Genomic DNA, 18,348 nt, shown 5'->3' with positions numbered 1-18,348 from the left:
AGAGAGCGAGGCGACCGTCTATGAAAATACTATTGGCCGAAGATGATATCCGTCTGGGCGAATTAATCGTGCATATGCTGGGCAAGAAGGCCGGATGCGTCACCGATTGGGTGACAACGGGAGAGGAAGCTTACGATTACGCGCTGGCCTCCTCGTACGATGTCGTAATGCTGGACTGGATGATGCCGGAGGGCGACGGCGTGACGATCTGCCGGAGGCTGCGCAAGGCCGGGTACGGCGGGGCGATCCTGATGCTGACGGCCAAGGATGCGCTGGAGAACCGGGTGGAGGGACTTGGCGCCGGGGCGGACGACTATCTCGTCAAGCCGTTCGAGCTGGACGAGCTGATCGCGAGGCTTCGCGCGCTGACCCGCCGCAATTTTGCGCCTATAATGGAAGAAGTCGTGAAGCTGGGCGAGCTCACGCTCAATCGCGCGAGCCATACCGTTGAACTGCAGCAGCAGCATATTCAGCTGACGCCGCGGGAATTCCAGGTGCTCGACCTGCTCGTCACCAACAAAGGCCGCGTGCTGACGCGCGAATTGATCCTCGACCGCATCTGGGGGCTCGATACCGACGTGACGCTGAAGGTCATCGACGCGACCGTCAAGCTGACCCGCCGCAAGTTGGATTTGGCCGGGCGCAAGGAGCTGATCCAGAGCGTGCGGGGAATCGGCTACAAGATCGATGCGTAGGCTGCTCGCGCGTCTGCCCTTCCTCCAGCGGCAGGACGTCATCCGTTCTACCCAGCTGCGGCTGACGCTTCGTTACAGCATGCTCCTCATCCTGTTCTTGAGTTTGTTCGCAGCTATCGCGTATACGCTCGTCCATATTTCCATTACGGAGAGTCAGAAAGACAAGCTGCGGCTTATGCTGGATGAAGAATTCCGTCTGTTCAACGAGAACGGCAGCTCCATCCGCGGAGGCAGCGGCGGCAGAGGGAATTCCTTAGACACCGAACTTGCGCTAGGTGCTGAACAGGCCTTCTATTACTGGATCGATGGGCGGGGCAATCTGCTGCTCGGCGAAGAGCGCCAGAGCGGGCTTCGCAAGCAAGCGCTGCGGTCCTTCTCCACCTGGGAGCACGGCGACAATATGCAAGTGGTCGAACTACAGACGGAAGACCGATTCCGATCGGCCCGCGGCAAAGACGGGAGAGAAACGACGACGCCGTATATGGTCGCCAGCCGCAGCCTCTATAACGGCGATCAGCTGGTCGGCACCTTGTATGTTGGCATGGATGTGTCCTCCTCGGAGGAGCTGTTCCATTGGCTCATTCTCGTGCTGATCGGCCTGTCGCTTCTGTTCTTCCTCGTCGCCCTTTATGTCAGTTATCTGATGGCAGGCCGCGCCATGATTCCGATCGCGCAGTCGCTCGCAAGGCAGCGGGAGTTCGTAGCCGATGCATCGCATGAACTGCGGACGCCGCTAAGCATACTGCTCTCATCGGTCGAAGCGTTGGAGATGGAGGAGAGGGTGGTCGAAGAGCCTTTTGCCAAGCGGACGCTCGGGAATATGAAGGGCGAGGTCAAAGGAATGACCCGGCTCGTCGGCGACCTGTTGTCGCTGGCGCGCTCGGACTCCGGGCGGGTGGAGCTGCAGCAGGAATGGTTCGACTATCGGGCCACCGCCGAGCGGACAATTGGGGGGCTCAAGCCTTTGCTCGAGGCGAAACAGATGCGTCTCATTGTTAGCGGGCCAGATACGCTCATGGTACGCGGAGATGAACCGCGGCTGCAGCAGCTGCTCGTCATTCTCATCGATAATGCCATCAAGTATTCGCCTGCCGGCGAGGAGATCCATGTCACCTTGGCTGAAGGAAGGAACCGCCAGCTGCCAGCCGTCGTCCTGTCCGTACAAGATCACGGCATCGGCATCAAGCCGTCCGATCATGCCAGAATCTTCGAGCGTTTCTATCGGGAGGATAAGGCGCGTTCCCGCCAGCTCGGCGGTCATGGACTTGGGCTTGCGATCGCCAAGTGGATCGTCGATACCTGCGCCGGTACGATCCAAGTCGACAGCGATCCGGGCAAAGGGAGCACCTTTACGGTGCGGATCCCTTTTCAGCCTTAAGCAGCGGCGAAGACAGTAGCGGCAAATGGTGGGACCATGCATGAAGCGTCCCGGATTAGGCCATTGTAGAGTTGAGCGGACTTATACTTGCGTCATTGCAACAGGAGGTTATCGTAATGGACTCGTCGAATTCGGGCTCCAGCTTCGGGCCGCGGGGCGGCGGCCCAGGGGGCGCGCATCCTTCGCAGCAGCCTGTGCACCCTTACCGTCCGCACAAGACGAATGGCAAATCCATCGCCGGGCTGGTACTCGGCATTCTTGCCATTATTCTGCCCTATATCGGCTTTCTTATCGGCATCTTCGCCATCATTTTCTCGAGCCTTGCCATGAAGGAAATCCGCCGGACAAGCGAACAGGGCCGCGGCCTAGCGATTGCAGGTCTGGTATGCGGCATTATCGGCACCGTGTTGTACGGTCTGCTCCTCGCCTTCGTCGTGATCGCGCTTGTGTTCTTCTCGGATTCGATGAATGTGGAATATTACAACAACTTCAACAGCTTTTCGTAAGTTTTTGGCGTGCGCAAGCAGAAGAGGCCGCGATTCCCATACGGGGACGCGGCCTCTCTTTTAGACGATATATGGAACTATTCCGTGACAGTCGCCTTGCCTTCGCGCACCGTCTTGACTTCATACATGCTCACCGTCGTGCTCTTCACATATTCCGGCTTCGACTTGCCGGCGTTATTCCGGTGGCCTTGAATATGCACGTCGCTCTTCTCCCAATTCTTCCATGCCTCTTCGGATTCCCAGCGAATCATGACGAGTACTTCTTCCTCGTCCTTCGTCCGTTTCTTGACCATAACCGAGCGGTCAATCAGACCCGGCATTCCATCGACCGGACTCTCCTGGCTGAAGCGTTCGACCACTTCTTCCGCATGGCCCTTCTCTACAACGATCTGTCTCGTTTGAACAAGCATGCAAGCACCTCCATTAGAATAAATGCATACGTTTGTATACACTCATAATAAATGATAGTGATTATCAATGTCAAAGGAAAGGCGTGGCGCATAGCCAAAAACCTGTAACTGGTCTATTAAAACCCGTTTGAATTGGCACTGCCTGCCACTCCAATTCCTGTTATATCATGAGACCACTACTACATACGAGGTGTTCCTATGGCTATTGCTTATCAAGTTAATGCTCCCCTTCTTGCCAAAGACGTTGCAGAGGTATTCATAAGTTCCGGCATCAAACGTCCGGCGAGCGACCTCGGGCGGATCCAGAAGATGATCGATCACGCCGATGTGAATGTGTCTGCCTGGGATGGGGACAAACTGGTGGGCGTTGCGAGAGCGATCACTGACTTCGCCTATTGTTGTTATCTGTCCGACCTGGCCGTATGCAAGGACTACCAGAAGACGGGGGTAGGCACTGCGCTAATCCAACGTTTGCGTGACCATCTAGGCGAAGAAGTTTCTTTGCTCCTGCTCTCCGCTCCATCCGCAATGGATTATTATCCGCGGATCGGATTTGAGAAGACGGAGAAAGCCTTTCTGATCCCAAGGGCGAGGTAAGGTTAGACGCTTAATCTATGCAGATTAGAGATGCAGACACGCCGGCAGCCGACCCTCAGGATCGGCTGCATTTGCTTCCTACTTGCGCCAGAACGTCGCACAGTCGGCCTTGTCCCATATGTTGAAGTCGATGATCCGCTCCAGCAAGGCGTAATCCACCGGTTTGCTCCACTTGATGCGGAACAGCTGATCGGTGTGGTCGTAGCCTACCTGCACGATGTCATCGGCAAAATGGATAATGCCAGCCCGTTCAGGTGCGACAGACATATGCTGCTTGGCTACGCTGAATCCGATGATGAATGTATCGTGATCGGTGAACATCGGCTGATTCCACGCGACTTTCGGAACCAGATTCGGGAATTTCTCATGCACCCAGTTGAGCACTTCTTCCGTGCGGGCCCGGTGATCCGGGTTCTCGATCTTGGCTATAAACTCCGCAAAAACCTCCATATCGTCCCTCCTAAATACTGATGTCACTCACAGTTATTGTTATGATAACAGTCAGGATCGGAGCGAACAACCTCCCATCGCCGACTTACATAGGCTTGAGCCTGTTCGCGATTTCTCTCAGCCGGTCCTTCATCGCCTCCGGTGTCAACCTCTCTACGCCTGCGCGTTTTATCGGTATAATTAACTTTAGCTTTTCCACATTATAGCCGGATGAAGCCACGCACGCGGCGAATCCAAGAAAGGCAGGCACAACATGCAGCTTACCTATGCCAAGGTCAACACTGCGGAGGAAATCGCGGAGACTGCCCATCTGGCGGCAGCGATCTGGCGCGAATATTACGTCACCATTATTACGATGGAGCAGATTGAGTACATGGTCGACCGTTTCCAATCCGTGTCCGCGATTACCGAGCAGATTCAGCAGCAAGGCTACGAGTATTACTTGATCCGCCGCGATAACAACACGGTCGGGTATTTGTCGGTCCGGCCGGATGAAGAAGGCAAGCTCTTCCTGAGCAAGTTCTATGTCGCCAAGGAACATCGCGGACACGGCTACGCGAGCCAAGCGATGGCCTTCCTGGCGCAACTGTGCCAAGACCGGAGATTGAGCCATCTGTGGCTGACGGTCAATCGCCATAACGAGTCCAGCATCGCCGTCTATGAGAAGAAAGGCTTCCGGGTCGTACGCGAGCAAGTGGCGGACATCGGGAACGGCTACGTCATGGATGACTATGTGATGGAAAAAGAAATCCTATCCGCTTAACGGAAAGCGAGATCTCTCCGCCTAAGCGCGTAATACAGGTGTAGTCAAAGGGCAGCCGATTCGGCTGCCCCATCTTGGCGCATCCCTACACTCGGATACGCCCTTTGTTCAATTCCTTCTCACGTGTCGCCTACTGCAGCACCACAACATCCCCCGGCTTCAAGCCTTCCGTCACCTCGGTCTTCTCGGCCGTCTCCATACCGACCTTAATGTCACGGCGCTCCAGCTGGCCATTGCCATTGTCGAGCATGACATAGTACTGATCCTGATCGCGCATGATGGCAATCGTCGGCACGACGGTGACCTTCTCCTTGCGCTCCGTCTCGATCTGGCCGTTAAGCGTAAGGCCCGCGATCAGATTCTCGTTCGGCGCAAGCGCGATAATGACCTCGAATTGCGCCGCCTGATCGATGTTGTTCTGGTCGGTGCCCGTCTTCGCGAATTTGGAGACCCGCTGCACCTTGCCGGTGAGCGACAGCTCCTTCATCGCAGCCATCTTCACCTGAACGGCCATCTCCGGCTTGATCCGGAACACGTCCTGCTCGCCGACGAGCGCGACGAACTGCAGCTTGTCCAGGTCGACGATCTTGCCGATATACTGGTCGTCGCTAACCGCTTGCGGCCGCTTGCCGGCGCTCTCGAACAAGAAAATGCCGGAAGCCGGCGATCGGTACTGCGCCTCGCCCAGCATCTCCTTCTTCTGCGCAAGCGTCTTGCGCTGAATGCCCGCCGTTACCTCGCTCAGCTCCTGGTTCAGCCGCGCGATCTCCTTATTCGCAAGCGTCCTCTTACGGTCGTTCTCCGAAGCGCCAAGCGTGCCGGCCTCGCTGTCCAACTGCGCCATATAGGCCTGCAGCTCCGCCTCCAGGCTCGCTTTCTTGAGCGTGGCTTCTTCCTGCACAATCTCATTCTGCAGCGCCGTCTGGTCCAGCTGGAAGAGAACATCGCCCTTCTTCACCTGCTGGCCGTCTTCGACGTTCCATCCGTTCACATTGGAGCTGAACGGCGCGTAGACCGGCGTCTCCTGCTCATAGAGCGACTTGCCTTTTACCTCGATCGATTGGACGAGCGTTTCCTGCGTCACCTCAAAGGTGATCGCTTCCGCCTGCCCCGTCTCTTCGAGCGGCCGGGACGGTTTCTGCATGGAATATAACCCTACGCTAATCGCTACAAGAATAAGTCCGATAATAAGCCACTTGATCTTCCGCTTCACTGCTTCCAACACCCTCTCTATATGTACCGATCTATTCTCTGCGAATGGCGGTCAAGGCATCGGTGCGCGACGCGCTGACGGCCGGGTAGATACCGGAGATAACGCCGGTCATAATCGCGAACGCCATCCCGACCGGAATGGCGACCAGCGGAATGAAGATGACGACCGCGTCCCCCTCGCCCGACATCGAATGGATCAGCGCGTTGATTCCCCAGACGATCCAGTACGAGAACAGCACGCCGAGCAAACCGCCCAGGAAGCCGAGCAACGCCGCTTCCACGATGAATAGATTGCGGATTTGCGCCAGATTCGCACCGAGTACCTTCATAATTCCGATCTGACGCTTGCGCTGATAGGTCGACATCGTCATGGCCACGACGATCGAGATCGACGCGATGATCAGGATGAAGATACCCCCGCCAAGCGCTACCGCCTTAATGATCTTGAACTGCTCGGCCAGCTGCTCCTTCTGATGCAGATTCGTCTGCGTCGATAAGGTCAGCTTCTGGATTTGGCGCTCGACCGCCTCGACATTCGCCTGATCGTCGACCTTCACTTTCACGGTGTTATAGCTCACGGCGCCGGAACTTGAGGCAGTCGTCCCGCCCCCTTGCTCGCGCTTCAGCAGCTCAAGCGTCTCCATGGAGACGTAAGCTTCCTTGCTGCCATTGGCGAGCGTGCGATCGCTGGCGCCGGCCGGCTTTTGCAAGATGCCCGATACCCGCAGCGCCGAGCTAAGCGTCAACTTGTTATCCATTCCGTACAGCCGGAACTGCGCCTGGCGCTGATACATCGCCGTCGGCAGCCGGGTCATTCGCTCATACTGATCGTTCAACTGCTCGTCGTACGGATTCTGCGACAGCTGCTCGAGCAGCTTGTCCCGCGCCTCTTCGTCCACGAGACCGAGTGTCGCGCCGTAGTTGAGCACCATCGTGCCGCTTAAGTCCGATGCCCCGCCTTGCATGAACGTTTTGCCAAAGTCCGCGAGCGTGGCCAGATCGGTACCGTAAATCTGCACATACGAACGTTTGCCATCCGTCGTCACCATCTCTTGATAGCCGAACTCCTCGTAAGGCGCTGCGGCGATGACGTGCGGCATATTGCGGATGACTTCAAGTTTCTGCTCCGTCAGCCGGCCGCGCTCCAGCGCTTCCTGGTCGACGGTCGAAGGGCCGCCTCGCGCCTGAACCCCTTGATCCGCGTACACCGTAATTTCATCCATCGAGAAAAAGCTGTTCATCTCCGTCTCGATATACGTCTGCGCCGATTCCCCGATGCTCATCGCCAGAATGATCGCCGCGCAGCCGATCGACAGTCCTGCCGCGCATAGTCCGGTTACGACCTTGCGCCTGCGCACCTGATCCCAGGAAAGTCGGCTCAAATCCTTCAGTCTCACCTTGCTTCCTCCCCTATGAGCTGCCTGCCTCCCGCCGCAGGGTCCGTTACGAGATAGCCGTCGCGCAGCGTAATAATATGCTGGGTCTGCTCCGCGACCTCACGTTCATGCGTGACGATGACGAACGTGGTGCTCATCGTGGCGTTCAGCCGCTTCAGGATGGCCAGTATCTCTTCCTCCGTCTTCGTATCGAGATTCCCCGTCGGCTCGTCGGCGAAGATGACGGACGGCTCCGTAATGAGCGAACGGGCGATACTGACCCGCTGCTGCTGGCCGCCGGATAGCTGGGACGGGAACAGCTCCGCTTTATCCGGGATGCCGACTTGAGTGAGCAGCTCCATCGCCTTCTGCTTCCGGATCTTCGGATGTACGGATTGGAAGACGAGCGGCAGCTCCACGTTCTCGCGAACGGTCAGGTTGTCGATCAGCTCATACGCTTGAAAAATAAACCCGATATGCTTGCGCCTGAATTCCGACAGCTGATTCTCGCTCATCTTCACGATGTTGGTATCGGCGATATAGATCGCGCCTTCGGTCGGCTTCATGAGGCCGGCCATCAGATTGAGCAGCGTCGATTTGCCGGAGCCCGAGCTGCCGAGCAGCGCCACGATCTCGCCCTGCTTGATGTTGAAATTGATGGACCGGAGCACTGGTGTCGTCTCCGTTCCGTTCGTAAAGCTGTGGGACAAGCCCTCTACGCGCAGCAAGCAACGCGCCCCCTTATCATGACGAATATTGTAAAACCAACCAACCTATTCCCATTATTAGAAGAGTCAATCGGTCAGATAGTTTTGCGATTCGGGAGTAATCTTGCATCATCTCCCCCGTAATAAGACGAATCCAACGCCGCGTACCCCTGCATATTCGGACAAAAAATAGCCCGTACCATCTTCCGATGATAACGGGCTACTCTTCCATTCATCTCAAGCCGGGCGTGAAGCAATACGATAGCGTGCTTACTGATGCCCTAGAAAACGGCGAAGCGCGGCGATCAGCAGGTCGTGATCCTCTTGATCCGGCAATCCGGACACGGTAATCGTGCCGACCTGGCCTTCGCCTTCGACGAAGAGCGGGAACCCGCCGCCTGCGCCGACATAGTCGACGAGCGGCAAGCCGTAATCGGCCTCCAGCGTCTTGCCCTCCTCGCGCACGCGCAAGGCCACATGCCAAGAACTCTGGCCGAAATGGTTCACGACATTATTCTTGCGGCGAATCCAGTTCTCATTGTCGGCCGAAGTCCCCGCCATCGCGTGGGCGAATAGACGCTGCCCCTGGCGGTAGATTTCCACCGTAATGCCCTTGCCGCTGGCCCTCGCTTCTTCAATGATCGCCAGACCTAGCCGAAGCGCCGCCTCATTCGAGAATTCGGAGAACCTGAGTTCCTGCTCCTCGCGCGCCATCTGCTCCAGACGTTCCTGCCTATTCAACTCCACCACCGCTTTCAACCCCTCCACAATTTGCTTGTGCTGATCGTATCAAATCAGTCCTCGCCTAGCAATCTAGTTATTCCCATAACAAACTAATTATTGTACATTTAGTAACACGTAACTAGGAATATGTACCCAACCAGGAGGCAGCTATGAGCAAAGAAGAATTGTCCCCATCCGGCGCGCCGATCTATCGCCACGAAGCGCGCGACCGAGAGTTAGAATTGGCGACAGGCGATTCCGCAGCCGCCGAGGCGATCACCGCCCATATCGAGAAGCACATCGGCCCTGTCCGCCATGTATTCTCCGAAATCATATCCGACCTCGTGCGCGTCAATATTCTGGTCGTCGAACCGAGCGCCAAGCGCAATTATTACACCCTTGTCACCTGCGGGATGAGCGACCGTCCGATGACCGTACCAGAAGGGGCCGAGCAATTCCGGTTCGCCGAATTGATGCTGTGCTTGCCGCCAACTTGGAAGTTGTCCGATGAAGCGTTCCGCAGCGAGGACAACTATTGGCCGATTCGCGCCATGAAAGTGCTCGCGCGGCTGCCGCACGAATATGAGACGTGGCTGTATCACGCGCATACCATTCCGAACGCCAACCCGCCTGAACCTTACGCCGTGAATACCAAACTCTCCGGCATGATGCTGTCGCTGCCGACGATCGCCGATGACTTGGAGGCCTTCTTCACGCTTCAGCTTGGCGAGGACAAACCGGTTCATTTCTTCACCTTGCTGCCGCTCTATGAGGAAGAGATGAATTTCAAATTGTCGAAGGGCGCCGACGCGCTGCTCGAGAAGCTGGCGCAGGCCGACGTGAACGAACTTGTCGACCCGAGACGGAAGAACGTGTGCAAGAAGAAGCTGTTCGGATTGTTCTAGGCTTTTGTCCAATTGATGGCATCAAGCCGGCCGGACCGGATTCTGTGCTACACTAGTAGCAACGATTCTAGTCTAGTAACAGCAAGGAGATTCGAAGGTCATGAAACTTGTGTCTTGGAACGTCAACGGCCTGCGGGCTTGCGTGACGAAGGGATTCTTGGATTATTTTAACGAGATGGATGCCGATATCTTCTGCGTGCAGGAGACGAAGCTGCAGGAAGGGCAGATCGAGCTGGCGCACGGCGACCATTATATTCCGTTCTGGAACTATGCCGTCAAGAAAGGCTACTCCGGCACGGCTGTCTTCACGAAGCGCAAGCCGTTGTCGGTCCGTTACGGGATCGAAGAGGATGAGGAGCCGGAAGGCCGTATCCTCACGCTCGAATTCGAGGCCTTCTATCTCGTCAACGTCTATACGCCGAATTCGAAGCGCGATCTGGCGCGGCTGGATTACCGTCTGGAGTGGGAAGACCGGTTCCGCGATTATCTGCTCATGCTCGACAGCAAGAAGCCGGTCATCGTCTGCGGCGACCTGAACGTGGCGCATGCGGAGATCGACCTGAAGAATCCGAAGTCGAACCTCGGCAACTCCGGCTTTACGCTCGAGGAACGGGGCAAAATGACCGATCTGCTCGCCTCCGGCTTCATCGATTCCTTCCGCCACTTCTACCCGGACCGGGCCGACGTCTATACGTGGTGGTCCTATATGGCCAAGGTCAGAGAGCGGAATATTGGCTGGCGGATCGACTATTTCCTCGTCTCCGAACAGCTCAAGGGCAAGCTGGTGGACGCCCATATCCACGACCATGTCCATGGCAGCGATCATTGCCCGGTCGTGCTCGAGATCAGCGATCTCACCTAATCAAACCATGCATCGCCATGCCAAAGGCCGACAGCTCCTTAAGAGAGTTGTCGGCCTTTGATCTGCCGTTATACCGATGGGGTCACGTCCCTCAATAAGCTCTCGCTGCTTTTCTCGAGCAGCATCGGGTAGAGCGCCACTTTATCGGGCTGCATCGCGGCCAGCTTGTCGTAGACCGCTGCCGAAGCATAGACGCGATCCGCCTGTGCGAGCGTCCGGGCAAGCTCATCCGGCTCATTCATCCCGCAGCAGGATGGCGTAATCTGCGTAATCCCCGCTTCCGCCACGCGGCTGGCCATCCACTGCCCGCCTGAGCGACCCAAGCAGACGAAGCCTACCTTCGTGCCGGGTTCCATACGGGCAATCGCCAGGAGGCTCGCCGTCTCGACCGTCGCTCCGATCACGACAATCTTCGCCTCGCTCCCTCGGAATAGCTGCCTCACCTCATCCGCATGATTAAGCGTCGTCACGACTACGCTCGCATAAGCGCTTGCCTCTGCAAGCAAGGGCTCGCTTGCCCGCACATCCTCCAAGAAACAGGTCCTCACCTCGCTGCCGGTCACGCGCCGGATCTCATCCCGATAGAACAGATGGTCATGATCGCGGCACTCCACCAGCAGCAGGCGCGAGCGTTCTGGCAGCTTGCTGCCTTGCAGCAGCGTATAGGCCAGGCTCGCCGTAAAAAACTCATGGAGCTCGATATGGTTGGCCGTCAGCTCATCGATCGTTCGCGTCAGCAGGTCATGCATCGGCAGGCGCTGCTCGCTTAGCTTGGCCACCGCTTGATTGCTCGCCACTTGCGTGCCGCGTCCTTTTTGAATCGTAACGATTCCCTCATCACGAAGTTGGATGTAGACGCCGTTTACCGTATTCCGATTGATGCCGAGCAGATCCGCCAGTTGGTTGGCGGCAGGCAGCATATCGCCGGGCTTAATTCGGCCGATCCCGATCATCCACTTGAGTTGCTCCTTAATCTGGACATGCACGGAGAATGTCAACTGAGGGTCGACCTTAAGCATGAATTCGCGGCTCATCGCTTCACCTCTATTCATAGTCATCTAGATGTATTTACCCATTGTACCACTAGACCATGCACTTCGGCAGGCAGGTACATCAAGAGAAATCGGCAAATACAGATTGCCAGACCGCTACTGCACCCTATATAATATACCTAGTTAACTAGGTATTTATTAATTAATGGAGGAATTGCTCATGAATCGCCCTCTCATCATCCTTTCCGCTTTCATGGCCAAAATGAAAGGCAGCGGGGTCAATCCGACGAAGCGCAATTTGCAGCGTGGGGCGCGATTGGCGGTTTTCTCGCGATTGCCCTGCTCGCTTGGCTCACGGATCTCTCGTCCGACGCCTGGATTATGGCACCCTTCGGCGCCAGCTGCGTGCTCGCTTTCGGGCTATGGGAATCGCCGCTTGCCCAACCGCGCAGCATCATCGGCGGGCATCTGCTGTCCACGCTTGCCGGGCTTGCGGTCTACCATACGCTTGGCGGCGGGACGTTCAGCATGGCTCTTGGCGTCGGTCTCGCCATTCTGGCGATGATGCTCACCCGCACGACCCATCCGCCGGCTGGCGCGGATCCGCTCGTCGTGATGATGGCCGGCAGCGGCTGGTCGTTCCTGGTCACTCCCGTGCTCGCAGGCTCGGTGCTCATCGTCATTGCCGCGCTGATCGTGAATAATTTGGACCCCAAACGCCAATACCCCAGCTTCTGGCGCTAATGAATTCCCCGTAATACCGCGCAAGGAGGATCGCATGCCAACAGCCCCCCATCCGGCTTGGACAGGGGGCCGTACCTTATTTCGAGAATGTCTCGATAAACTGGATGACTGCGGGACCGAGCAGCACGATAAAGAGACTGGGAAAGATGAAGAGGACGAGCGGGAACAGCATCTTGATCGGGGCCTTCATCGCTTCCTCTTCCGCCCTTTGCTTGCGGCGCTCGCGCACCTCCTGCGATTGGACGCGCAGGACGGTGACCATGCCGATCCCGAGCTTCTCCGCCTGCAGAATGCTGCTGATCAAGACGCGCAGCTCATCCAGCGGCAGCCGGTCGCGTACGCCGGCAAGCGACTCGCGGCGGGTTCTCCCCAGCCTGATCTCCTCCAGGCAGCGGCGGAATTCCCCTGCCAGCACGCCGTCCTTCTTGGCGATCAGCTTACTGAGCGCGGCGTCGAAGCCAAGTCCCGCTTCCAGGCTGACCGTCAGCAGATCGAGCACGTCCGGCAATTCTCGCAGGGCGAATTTGCAGCGGCTCTTCGCTTTCAGCCGGAGATAATAACCGGGCAGCACGAGCGCGAGGACAAGGCCGGCGAATCCCATTAGGACAGAACCTGCAATGGATAGCTGCAGCACATAGCCGTACAACCCGGCCGCCCCCGGAAGCACGACGAGCAACACAAGTTGCAGGAGCCGATAATCGACCGGGGTCATGTTGAACGGCCTTCCGGCCTGCAGCAGCTTCAGCTCGATGCTCGCTTCCTTCGGCTCCTGCAGCCTGCGGCTGAAGCTGCGGCGCAGTTCACGCCACTTGGGGAGCAAGAGCCGTCCCAGGAGCGAGGCTTCCGCACGCCCTTCCCCGGCAGGCGCCTGCTCCTTCTCCTCCGTCACTCCGCCGATATGCGCCAGCGTCAACCGGCGCTTCAGCCGGCTGCTCCTTTCCTCCCGCAGTACATACAGACCGTATAGACTGAGCGTTATCGTCAAGCAAAACGCCGCGTACAGCATAACGCTACACCTCGATCATCGTCATTTTTCGAATAAGGACAAACCCGACCGTGCCGGAGACGAACCCTCCGATCATCAGTCCGATGCCGATGGGATGGCGGAACAACGTGCCGATATAGTCCGGCTCAATCATATAGATCAGCACGCCGAGCACGAAGGGCAGCAGCCCGATGACCATGCCCGAGAGCCGTCCCTGCGCCGTTAAAGTGGTCACCTGCCGTTGGATTCGGCCGCGGTCGCGGATCGTCTGCACGATCGTCTCGAGAATGACCGCCAGATTGCCGCCGATCTGACGCTGAATAAGAATGGCCTGGATCATCAGATCAAGGTCTTCGCTCGGCATCCGCTCCCGCCAATTGCCAAGCGCATCCTCGACGCTCGCGCCGTACTGCATTTCCTTCAGCACAATATCCGCTTCCTCCCGCATCGGGCCGTCGCTTTCCTCCACGACCGTCTTGAGCGCCTGCACGAAGCTGAACCCGGCGCGCAAGGAGCCGATAACCGTCGTCAGCATATCGAGCAAGCCGTCGTTGAATGCCGCAATCCGCTTCCGGCGCCGTCTTGCCACATACCATCGGGGTGCCAGAAACCCGGCGACTGCCCCGACGGTGAGCATGAACGGCTGGCCGGTAAGCAAATAGACAAGGCCCGCGCCGAGCGCCGTGCTCATCCACTGAAAGATCACATACTCCTCCGGCTTGATCGGAAGGCCGGCCAAACTAAGCGTTTCCTCCAATCGGTCGCTCTTCTTCTTCGTCAGCACCTTCTCGCGGACGGTCTGCTTGTACAGCTGCAATTGGACCAGCAGATCCAGCTTCCGGCCGCCAAGCTGCCGCTTGTCATTGAGCATCAGATAGTGCCGAAGCCGCTTCTCCATCCGTTTGTCCGTCAGGAACAAACGCTGCAAGACCGCCGTGAACATCAGCAGACTGCTCAGAAATACCATGACCGACAGGATCAAGGCCATGCGCCGCTCACTCCCCTTCCACGAATACGGAGGCCGGGATGTGAATGCCCGATGTCTCCAGCCGTTCGTAAAACATCGGCCGAACGCCGGTCGGCGCCAGCTTGCCGGCGATGCGGCCGCGTTCGTCCACGCCCGTCTGCTTGAAGGTGAAAATATCCTGCAGCACGATCACATCGCCCTCCATCCCTTGGACCTCGGTAATGTTCGTGATTTTGCGGGAGCCGTCCTTCAGCCGGGACTGTTGGATGATGACGTCAATCGCCCCGGCGATCTGCTCGCGTATCGCTTTGACCGGCAGCTCGATGCCCGCCATCAACACCATCGTCTCCAGGCGCGAGATCATATCGCGCGGGCTGTTCGAGTGGCCGGTGGCGAGCGAGCCGTCGTGGCCCGTATTCATCGCCTGCAGCATATCGAGCGCTTCGCCGCCGCGCACCTCGCCAATGACGATCCGCTCCGGCCGCATCCGCAGCGAGTTCCGCACCAGATCGCGGATGGTTACCGCGCCTTTGCCTTCGATGTTCGGCGGACGCGACTCGAGCGACACGACATGTTCCTGCCACAGCTGTAGCTCCGCCGCGTCTTCGATCGTCACGATCCGCTCATCGCTCGGAATGAAGCCCGAGATGACATTGAGCGTCGTCGTCTTCCCCGAGCCGGTGCCGCCGCTGATGAACATGTTCAGCCTCGCCTTGACGCAAGCTTCGAGGAAGACCGCCATGTCGCGGGTGACCGTTCCGAAATCAATCAGGTTCTCGATCGTGAACGGATCTTTAGAGAATTTGCGGATCGTAATCGTCGGTCCCTTCAGCGACAGCGGGGGAATAATGACGTTCACGCGCGAGCCGTCCGGCAGCCGCGCATCGACCATCGGGCTGCTCTCGTCGACGCGCCGCCCGATCGGGGCCACGATTTTCTCGATAATGTTCATCACATGCTCGTCATCGCGAAACTGCACGTAGGAGAGTTCGACTTTGCCCCCGCGCTCCACATACACCTGATTCGGCCCGTTCACCATCACTTCGCTGACCTCCGGATCGAGCAGCAACGGGTTGATCGGCCCGAAGCCGGTCAAGTCGTGCAGCAGCTCCTCCACGACCTTCTTCCGGTCCACCTTGCCGCGGAACGACTCATCCTCCATGATGATCTCGATCGCCATCGCATCGATCTTCGGAATGATCGCTTCCACGTCCTCGTCCTTGAGGTCGCTCAGAACCTGCTTATGCAGCTTGTTCTTGAGCTCCTGGTGCTTGGAGATGGCCGCTTGAGGCTCTTTCTGCCGCGTGTCCGTGCCGCGAATCTGGCGAAAGGCCTGCAGCAAATCCTTCTTCTGCGTTTTGCTGCCTTGCTCGACGCTGACGGTCTGCTCGACGCCGTCTACCTCGTTCGCCGCGGCGGCCGCAGCCGTTTTCGCCTGTATTTTGTCCAGTAAGCTCATCGTCCATATCCTCCTTCAAGTCCGCTTCGCGCTTATGCCTTCGCCGCCCGGCCGAACAGCTGCTGGAAGAAGGAGCCGGCCTTCGGTTTGAACGTCGAGATCTCCCGCCTTGATATGAGCTGCTCCGCCATCTTGAACACCGTCTTGGCCATCTCGGACTTCGCTTGGTTCAGCACGAACGGAATGCCGATATTAAGCGATTGCGAGACGAGCTGAAAATCGTTCGGAACGAATATCGCGCCTTCCATGCCCAGCATATCCGGCACATCCGATGCCTTCAGCACGCTCTCCATCGTTGCACGGTTCACGATCAGCTGCGTTTTCTCCCGAAGCCCCAGCACCTCCAGCGTCTCGAGCATCAGCTTCGTATTCTTCACCGCCGTCATCTCGAGCGTAGTCATCATGAACACATGATCCGCCTTCTCGAGCAGCTGCAGCGTCTTCTCTTGCAGACCGGCGCCCGTATCGACGATGACGTAATCGTGATGGGCCAGCAGCAGGTCGCAAATCTGCTCGACCGCTTCGGCGGTCACCAGATCCGCCTGCTCCGGCCGCTCCGGCGCCGCCAACACCTTAACGCCGCTATGATGGTGAATGAGATAGCCCGCCAGCGTATGACGATCCATATGCGCCAGACTTTCGACGGCATCCTTGACCGTAAAGGTCGGGTGGAGATCGAGTGCAAGCGCGACGTCGCCGAACTGGAAGCTGGCATCGAGCAGGCCGATCTGGATATTCTTCTTGGTCAGCGCGACCGCCAGATTCACCGCCAGCACAGTGCGGCCGATACCGCCCTTGGCGCTGCAGACGACGATCATCTCGCCCCGCTTGCCGCCCGCCGCTGCCTTCTCCTTGTTATCCGCTTCATTCATGCTGCCGCGCCTCCTCTTTCTCGTCCCCTGCTTACGTCCATAGCCTTATTTCTTCGTCATGGCCGCCTTATCCGTTTGTGCCGCCGCTCCCGCTGCGCCTTTCGCTCCTGCCGCAACCGCCACCCGGCTCCGCAGCATCAAGCTCACCGTGCCTTCCTCGTCCGACCGGATCAGCTTCACGCCATCCGCCGGCTTGACCTCCAGCGTTACGGTTGCGTACTCCACATAGGGCGTATCCGTGAGCGCTTCTATCATCCGCCGTCCGATAGCCAGTACACGGACATTCTCCAGGATCATCGTGGATGTCATCTTCTTCGTCGCTTTATCCTCGGCCGTGTAGACCACATCCACGTAGTCGCCGGGCTCAATCAGATTCGATACCGACTGTACGAGGTTGACGCCGACGGCCGCGGCCCGGTAGCCTTCGCGAATTTTTTTGGAGACGAACAGCGCCTCCTCCTGCTGATCCTTCAGATGGTGGGGGAGCAGCACCTCGCCCGGCACAAGCCGTGCGGCCGTGATTTTGCCCGCTGCCAAACCGGCTTCGCGCAGCGCCGTAGCGTTGATCGCCGTGGCCGGCACGTCGACCAGCTCGAGCATGGCGCCCGTCAGCTTCGTATTCTCGGCAATCGCCTGTTTGGCCGCGAGAACCCGGACCGTTTCTTTGACGGAGGCCGCCTTCTGGTCCAGATCCCGCATATAAGTGAAAAAGAGCGCCGTCGTCGCAAGTCCCATAATAAGCGCGGCGGCCAAAACGATTTTTGATCTCATGAGCGTCACCTGTCCCTAGCGCGTAATCGTGATGTGAGGCCGTACGTTTATTCGATCAGCCGGATGGCGTATGCTCCCTTGTCGATCGTGCCGGGCGCAGTAAATCCGGTATTCGCCCGCTGAATGAACATTCCCGTAATCGAAGTATCTTTGCTCGACATCGGCTCCAGAATATAGAAGTAGGCGAATCCGCGAACCTCGATATACTTCAGCTGGCTGGACGAGAATTGATAGGGCCGGTACACCGGGATCAGAATGACCCGGGTAGAATCGCGACGCCAATATTCCCCGGCCGGATATAGATCTTGCTCGAGCCGCAAGTTGATGCTGTCGCGTGTTTTGCCTGCGACATTGCCCGTCTCCGTATCGATAATATCGCCGACTTTGATCTCGCTTGGATACCCGTACTTCAGATTGCTCTCGTAAGTCGTGGCCCCGGGACCGCCGAGCGCCAGGATACCGAAGTAACCGGACTCCACGCCGGAGCTGTCTACTTTCAATTTATACGGCTTCAAATATTCCAGCGGAATCGATTCGTCGATCCCAAGCGGCGCCGCCCCGGCCGCGCTGGCCATCGGCGTTATGCCTGCGGCTGCCTCTACCGTCACGACCGCCTTATCCTTGCCCAGCAGCCGGGCGAAGCCGAGCGTGATCTCCTTGCGCAGCGTCACGCGAACGGAAGATTGAGGTACAATATCCGTCCGAACCAAGCTGCCCTGCTCGCCATGCTGGGCAAGGATCGAACCGATGACCGTCGTAACCGCAGCCGATTGCCCGGTCAGCTCCTGAGCGCCGGATAAGACCGCCGCGTTCGCCGTCTTCTGCAGATGGCTCTTCGCCGCGTACATCGTGCCGCCGTCCACGACGAGCCCGACTACCGTAAGCAGGAACAGCATCGACATGCCGGCCAGCACAATCGTGCTGCCGCGCTCTTCCCGGAGAAAAGCGGTTAGCGCCCTCTGCATGAACTCCCC

At 57.9% G+C, this 18,348-nt stretch carries 20 protein-coding genes and 1 pseudogene; 8 read left to right on the top strand and 13 right to left on the bottom strand.

From position 1 onward, the window contains the following. The first annotated feature begins 20 nt into the window (after positions 1–20). The 3 genes from FHS18_RS29090 (at position 21) to FHS18_RS29080 (ending at position 2,579) form a co-directional block, all read left to right on the top strand. Positions 21–695 (top strand): response regulator transcription factor, encoded by a 675-nt coding sequence (locus FHS18_RS29090; RefSeq protein WP_183603911.1) that lies wholly within the window; start codon positions 21–23, stop codon positions 693–695. After that, complete coding sequence (locus FHS18_RS29085) at positions 688–2,073, top strand: sensor histidine kinase (RefSeq protein ID WP_183603910.1); 1,386 nt, start codon at positions 688–690, stop codon at positions 2,071–2,073. Before FHS18_RS29090 ends, FHS18_RS29085 begins: the two co-directional genes overlap by 8 nt. Positions 2,074–2,189: 116 nt before the next feature. Continuing rightward, positions 2,190–2,579, top strand: coding sequence for a DUF4190 domain-containing protein (locus tag FHS18_RS29080; protein WP_183603909.1), 390 nt, complete (start codon positions 2,190–2,192; stop codon positions 2,577–2,579). Between the two features lie 77 nt (positions 2,580–2,656). Here FHS18_RS29080 and FHS18_RS29075 read toward each other — a convergent pair whose 3' ends face one another. Next, positions 2,657–2,989, bottom strand: a complete 333-nt coding sequence (locus FHS18_RS29075) for an antibiotic biosynthesis monooxygenase (protein ID WP_183603908.1) — start codon at positions 2,987–2,989, stop codon at positions 2,657–2,659. A 198-nt stretch (positions 2,990–3,187) separates the two neighbouring features. On the opposite strand from FHS18_RS29075, the gene FHS18_RS29070 reads away from it, so the two are divergent. Further along, entirely contained in the window at positions 3,188–3,586 is a 399-nt protein-coding gene (locus tag FHS18_RS29070; RefSeq protein WP_183603907.1) for a GNAT family N-acetyltransferase, read from the top strand. A gap of 78 nt (positions 3,587–3,664) precedes the next feature. Here FHS18_RS29070 and FHS18_RS29065 read toward each other — a convergent pair whose 3' ends face one another. Beyond that, the gene (locus FHS18_RS29065; RefSeq protein WP_183603906.1) at positions 3,665–4,036 is read right to left on the bottom strand and encodes an iron chaperone; all 372 of its coding nucleotides are present in this window, start codon (positions 4,034–4,036) and stop codon (positions 3,665–3,667) included. Between the two features lie 253 nt (positions 4,037–4,289). Between FHS18_RS29065 and FHS18_RS29060 the strand changes: the two genes are divergently transcribed. Continuing rightward, positions 4,290–4,799: a GNAT family N-acetyltransferase gene (locus FHS18_RS29060; RefSeq protein WP_183603905.1), complete on the top strand. Its 510-nt coding sequence runs from the start codon at positions 4,290–4,292 to the stop codon at positions 4,797–4,799. 130 nt (positions 4,800–4,929) lie between these two features. Here FHS18_RS29060 and FHS18_RS29055 read toward each other — a convergent pair whose 3' ends face one another. From FHS18_RS29055 to FHS18_RS29040, 4 genes are all read right to left on the bottom strand, one after another. Beyond that, positions 4,930–6,012, bottom strand: a complete 1,083-nt coding sequence (locus FHS18_RS29055; protein WP_183603904.1) for an efflux RND transporter periplasmic adaptor subunit — start codon at positions 6,010–6,012, stop codon at positions 4,930–4,932. 31 nt (positions 6,013–6,043) lie between these two features. Next, complete coding sequence (locus FHS18_RS29050) at positions 6,044–7,408, bottom strand: FtsX-like permease family protein (RefSeq protein ID WP_183603903.1); 1,365 nt, start codon at positions 7,406–7,408, stop codon at positions 6,044–6,046. Further along, positions 7,405–8,115: an ABC transporter ATP-binding protein gene (locus FHS18_RS29045; protein ID WP_183603902.1), complete on the bottom strand. Its 711-nt coding sequence runs from the start codon at positions 8,113–8,115 to the stop codon at positions 7,405–7,407. Before FHS18_RS29045 ends, FHS18_RS29050 begins: the two co-directional genes overlap by 4 nt. 249 nt (positions 8,116–8,364) lie before the next feature. Continuing rightward, positions 8,365–8,844: a heme-degrading domain-containing protein gene (locus tag FHS18_RS29040; protein WP_183603901.1), complete on the bottom strand. Its 480-nt coding sequence runs from the start codon at positions 8,842–8,844 to the stop codon at positions 8,365–8,367. 143 nt (positions 8,845–8,987) lie between these two features. Between FHS18_RS29040 and FHS18_RS29035 the strand changes: the two genes are divergently transcribed. After that, positions 8,988–9,722 (top strand): suppressor of fused domain protein, encoded by a 735-nt coding sequence (locus FHS18_RS29035; RefSeq protein ID WP_183603900.1) that lies wholly within the window; start codon positions 8,988–8,990, stop codon positions 9,720–9,722. Between the two features lie 100 nt (positions 9,723–9,822). After that, entirely contained in the window at positions 9,823–10,584 is a 762-nt protein-coding gene (locus FHS18_RS29030; RefSeq protein ID WP_183603899.1) for an exodeoxyribonuclease III, read from the top strand. A gap of 68 nt (positions 10,585–10,652) precedes the next feature. Here the strand turns inward: FHS18_RS29030 and FHS18_RS29025 are convergent, their stop codons facing one another. Then, a complete protein-coding gene (locus tag FHS18_RS29025) occupies positions 10,653–11,642 on the bottom strand; it encodes a GntR family transcriptional regulator (protein ID WP_221401507.1) in 990 nt (329 codons plus the stop codon). Positions 11,643–11,838: 196 nt separating this feature from the next. On the opposite strand from FHS18_RS29025, the pseudogene FHS18_RS29020 reads away from it, so the two are divergent. Continuing rightward, positions 11,839–12,320: pseudogene (locus tag FHS18_RS29020) on the top strand (HPP family protein). Between the two features lie 76 nt (positions 12,321–12,396). On the opposite strand, the gene FHS18_RS29015 reads toward FHS18_RS29020, so the two are convergent. From FHS18_RS29015 to FHS18_RS28990, 6 genes are read right to left on the bottom strand one after another with little or no spacing between them, the layout of a single operon-like run. Further along, the gene (locus FHS18_RS29015) at positions 12,397–13,326 is read right to left on the bottom strand and encodes a type II secretion system F family protein (protein WP_183603897.1); all 930 of its coding nucleotides are present in this window, start codon (positions 13,324–13,326) and stop codon (positions 12,397–12,399) included. Between the two features lie 4 nt (positions 13,327–13,330). Beyond that, positions 13,331–14,293 carry a type II secretion system F family protein gene (locus FHS18_RS29010; protein ID WP_183603896.1) on the bottom strand — a complete coding sequence of 321 codons (963 nt, stop codon included), beginning with the start codon at positions 14,291–14,293 and terminating at the stop codon, positions 13,331–13,333. Positions 14,294–14,300: 7 nt separating this feature from the next. Then, entirely contained in the window at positions 14,301–15,731 is a 1,431-nt protein-coding gene (locus FHS18_RS29005; RefSeq protein ID WP_183603895.1) for a TadA family conjugal transfer-associated ATPase, read from the bottom strand. Between the two features lie 32 nt (positions 15,732–15,763). Beyond that, a complete protein-coding gene (locus tag FHS18_RS29000; RefSeq protein ID WP_183603894.1) occupies positions 15,764–16,603 on the bottom strand; it encodes a CpaE/TadZ family protein in 840 nt (279 codons plus the stop codon). Between the two features lie 45 nt (positions 16,604–16,648). Then, on the bottom strand, positions 16,649–17,374 hold the full coding sequence (gene cpaB, locus FHS18_RS28995) for a Flp pilus assembly protein CpaB (protein WP_183603893.1): 726 nt from the start codon (positions 17,372–17,374) through the stop codon (positions 16,649–16,651). Between the two features lie 47 nt (positions 17,375–17,421). Continuing rightward, positions 17,422–18,339, bottom strand: coding sequence for a pilus assembly protein TadG-related protein (locus FHS18_RS28990; protein ID WP_183603892.1), 918 nt, complete (start codon positions 18,337–18,339; stop codon positions 17,422–17,424). Positions 18,340–18,348: the final 9 nt, after the last annotated feature.

Origin of the sequence: Paenibacillus phyllosphaerae (genome assembly GCF_014192105.1) — a bacterium.
Taxonomy (GTDB): domain Bacteria; phylum Bacillota; class Bacilli; order Paenibacillales; family Paenibacillaceae; genus Paenibacillus_Z; species Paenibacillus_Z phyllosphaerae.
This window is presented reverse-complemented; position numbering and strand designations above follow the sequence as displayed.